Genomic DNA, 3,839 nt, shown 5'->3' with positions numbered 1-3,839 from the left:
TTCCGGCCGGGCACCGTGCGGCAGCTGATCGAGCCGATCTTCCAAAGCTATCTGGGCGAGCGGACGGGTCAGGCGGTCGAGATTGTCTATAACCCCGAATTCCTGCGCGAGGCGTCGGCGGTAGATGACTTCTTCAACCCGCCCAAGATCGTTGTTGGTACAGCCGATGGCAATCGCTCGGCGGTGATGGACGAAATGCACGAGGGGCTGGACGCGCCGGTGTTCTACACCGCTTTTGAAGAGGCCGAGATCACCAAATTCGTCGACAACACCTGGCACGCCACCAAGGTGGCCTTCGCCAATGAGATTGGCCGTATCTGTCACAGCATGGGCGTGTCGGCCAAAACCATGCACGAGATTTTCGTCTCGGATACCAAGCTGAACATCTCGGCTTATTACACCCGTCCGGGCGGCGCGTTCGGGGGCTCGTGCCTGCCCAAGGATGTGCGCGCGCTGCAGCATATCGCTGGCGAGGTGGGGGCCCATACCCATCTGATCGACAGCCTGTTGCAGACCAATCAGGCGCATAAAACCTATCAGGCGCAGGACATCATGGCGCGGCTGCCCGAAGGCGGTCGGGTGCTGATGGCGGGACTGGCTTTCAAGGCCGGAACCGATGATCTGCGCGAAAGCCCCAATGTCGACATCGCCCGGCGGCTGCTGCAGGCGGGGTATCAACTGTCGGTCTATGATCCGGCCATCAAGCCTGCCGATCTGCGGGGGCAGAACCTGGGTTATGCCTTTACCCATCTGCCCAATGTGGGCCGCCTGTTGGTGGATCGCGCCACGGCCGAGGCCGGGCCATGGGATTTGGTGGTCGGATCGAACCGGATCGTGAACGAGCTGAACCTTGGCGATGCAGAGGTGATAAGAACCTATGAATATGACTAGCCCTGTATCCGCTGTTCAGCCGATCTCGTTCGACGAGCTGCGCCAGAGCCAGCCGCTGAAAGGGCTGAAGGTTCTGATCGTGGTGGAAAACCTGCCCGTGCCCTTTGACCGCCGCGTCTGGATGGAGGCGCGCACGCTGGCTGCTGCAGGCGCGCTGGTCTCGGTCATCTGCCCCACCGGCAAGGGCCATGAGGAACGTGTCTGGGAAGATGAAGGCATCAAGGTCTACCGCCACCCGCTGCCGTTGGATGCCAGTGGCGCGTTGGGATATTTGCTGGAATATGGCGCGGCGCTGTTCTGGGAAAGCTGGCTGTCACTGAAGATCAAGTTCACCCGTGGGTTTCACGTCATCCATGGTTGCAACCCGCCCGATCTGATCTTTCTGGTGGCGCTGCCCTTCAAGCTGTTTGGGGTGCGCTATCTGTTCGATCACCACGACATCAACCCCGAGCTTTACGAGGCCAAGTTCGACAAACGCGGCTTCTTCTGGAAGCTGATGAAGACGTTCGAGCGGCTGACCTTCGCCTCGGCACGGGTGTCGATTGCCACCAATGAAAGCTATCGCAAGATCGCCATCGAGCGCGGCGGCATGGCGCCCGAGGATGTCTTTGTGGTTCGCTCGGGCCCCGATCTGAGCCGGTTGCAGCACCTGCCGCCAAACCCCGCGTGGCGCAACGGGCGGACATACATGGTGGGCTATGTCGGCGTCATGGGCGATCAGGAAGGCATTGACCTTCTGCTGGAATCCGTGGCGCATCTTGTGCAGGTTCAGGGGCGCGACGACATCCAGTTCTGCCTTGTGGGCGGCGGTCCCAGCCTGGACAAGCTGCGGGAACAGTCCTCTGATATGGGCCTGTCGGATTACGTCACCTTCACCGGCCGCGCGCCGGATCAGGATCTGTTCGAGATCCTGTCGACCGCCGATGTCTGCGTGAACCCGGACCGGGTGAACGAGATGAATGACAAATCCACCATGAACAAGATCCTTGAATACATGGCGTTCGAGAAACCCATCGTTCAGTTCGACGTGACCGAAGGGCGGTTCTCGGCACAGGAGGCCTCGCTTTACGCCAAGGCCAACGATCCGGTGGATATGGCCGACAAGATCACCGAGCTGCTGGCAGATGACGGCCGCCGCGCCGCCATGGGCCGCTATGGCCGCGCCCGGGTCGAAGCCGAGATGGCCTGGCCCCATCAGGTCCCCGCGCTGATCGCGGCGTATAAGCGGATCTGGAAGGGGTAGGACCCTATAGTCGCTCGTTGGCAGCTCTTTCGCTTATGTGCATTTGTCTAGTTCAGGCCTTCGGCAATTGATCCTTTCCAGTCGAGCTTGGTGATTATGACAGGATAAGGTGGTTGTGTTACAAAGTAATTCGGTCGTGGAAGGATTGAGGCAGTGCCTCGGGATTTCTTTTATTCATCTGTCTTTGAACACGCCGGAGTATTTTTCGATTGGAATCGAAGGAAACCAAGCCGGACTTTTACCTTAGATCAAAACGGCACAAAACGCGGCAGGCGGTTCAGACTGGGTTCCATGAAACGCTGCAGTCTGGCATCCGCATCCGCCTCGGTTTCGCCGGGCAGGATGGGGGTGACAAATCGAACCAATGCGCCGTCGGTCCGGCCCATGGTGAACCCGTCCTGAATGACGCTCATCTTGGCGCGGAAATCGTTGACCATACGTTTGCCGCGCTGTTCGAACCAGTAGTAGACAAGCTGCTTTGACAGCTCTTTCTGGATGACTGCGCGGTTGACGGTAAAGCTGCCGTAAGGGGTGTTGCCCGGATTGATTTCATAGGGTTCCAGACTGAAGATTTCCCAGCCGCCGACCGGCAGGCAGACCTCGGGCGAATGGATGCCGTCACCATCGGTCTGCTTGTCGTAGAAGGCCACGAACATGTTCACGAAATCACCCGATCCGCTGTCGATATAAGTGGCATGGAGGTAATCGCTGGCGCCCAGAGTTCGTTCAACATTGGGATCAAGGCTGGTGGTCGACCCGGACCAGTCGCCCAATTGGCGCGGATAGAGGACAAAGGGATCCCGCTCGATGGGCGTCACCTCGGAGGCGGGGCGCAGTGTCCACGCGGCCGAGACCGCAAGCGTCAAAAGCGCCGCGAGGGCCAGCGCGACCGAGGTGCGGATGGCAAAGATACGCAATGCGACGGTACCCAACCCTTCGGTATCCAGATCGATTGCGTCGGTGAACGGTTTCGGATCGGGGGCCAGACGCTGCAAGCCGAGCGCCATAAGAAACAGAATGGCGACGCAGAGCAGGAAGATGATCCAGCCTTCGAAGAAATGCATGAACCCTTCGGCCTGCTCGATGCCATGCTGATTGACCAGAATGCCGATCACGCCGATGCGGATGGAATTCATCAGAACGGTCAGCGGCGCGGCCGAGACCAGCAGAACCACCTTGTGCCAGATCGGGCCGCGGTAGAGCAGGGCAAAGAGGTATGAAAAGCTGAGGATCGGGAACAGGTAGCGCAGGCCCGAGCAAGCCTCGGCCACCTGCAGCTTGTAGACCCCCAGATCGATGACATTGCCTTCGATAAAGACCGAAACACCGGCGAGCTGCACGAACCAGACACCCAACTCGGACGATATCCATTGCAGGAAGATCGTGAGCTTCCAGTAGACGAACTGGGGCAGGGGCAGCATGAAAACCAGATGGATTACGGGCAATTGGTGATATTTTCCGCGTCGCCAGCCGAAGACGGTCACCATGACGCCACCGGTCCAGATGATCATCGCATAGGTGACGATATCCGGAATTCGGGCCAGATTTCCCAGAATGGCGATGGCCAGGGCCCCGGCAATCACGGCCACGCCAGGCCAGCGGTCGCGCACGATGGGATTGGGCGGCGGCATGTCGCGTAGTTCACGCAGGAACAGGTACAGCGAGATGATAGGGATCAGCGGTCCGTGACTGTATTCCGGCGTGC

The 3,839-nt window shown here is 59.4% G+C and carries 3 protein-coding genes; 2 read left to right on the top strand and 1 reads right to left on the bottom strand.

Annotated elements, in window-relative coordinates; translation table 11 throughout:
* Nucleotides 1–891, top strand: an 891-nt coding sequence (locus AC2FLZ_RS21800; protein WP_496882778.1) for a nucleotide sugar dehydrogenase, incomplete at its 5' end; no start/stop codon positions are given.
* The gene (locus AC2FLZ_RS21795) at nucleotides 884–2,134 is read left to right on the top strand and encodes a glycosyltransferase family 4 protein (RefSeq protein ID WP_480555475.1); all 1,251 of its coding nucleotides are present in this window, start codon (nucleotides 884–886) and stop codon (nucleotides 2,132–2,134) included. The genes AC2FLZ_RS21800 and AC2FLZ_RS21795, both read left to right, overlap by 8 nt.
* A 248-nt stretch (nucleotides 2,135–2,382) precedes the next feature.
* On the opposite strand, the gene xrtD is transcribed toward AC2FLZ_RS21795, so the two are convergent.
* The coding region (gene xrtD / locus AC2FLZ_RS21790; RefSeq protein ID WP_496882777.1) for a VPLPA-CTERM-specific exosortase XrtD at nucleotides 2,383–3,839 on the bottom strand (1,457 nt) is incomplete at its 5' end.

Source organism: Ruegeria sp. YKSF131 (assembly GCF_059612645.1).
Note: the sequence above shows the minus strand (reverse complement) of the source record. Positions and strands in the feature narration are given on the sequence as shown.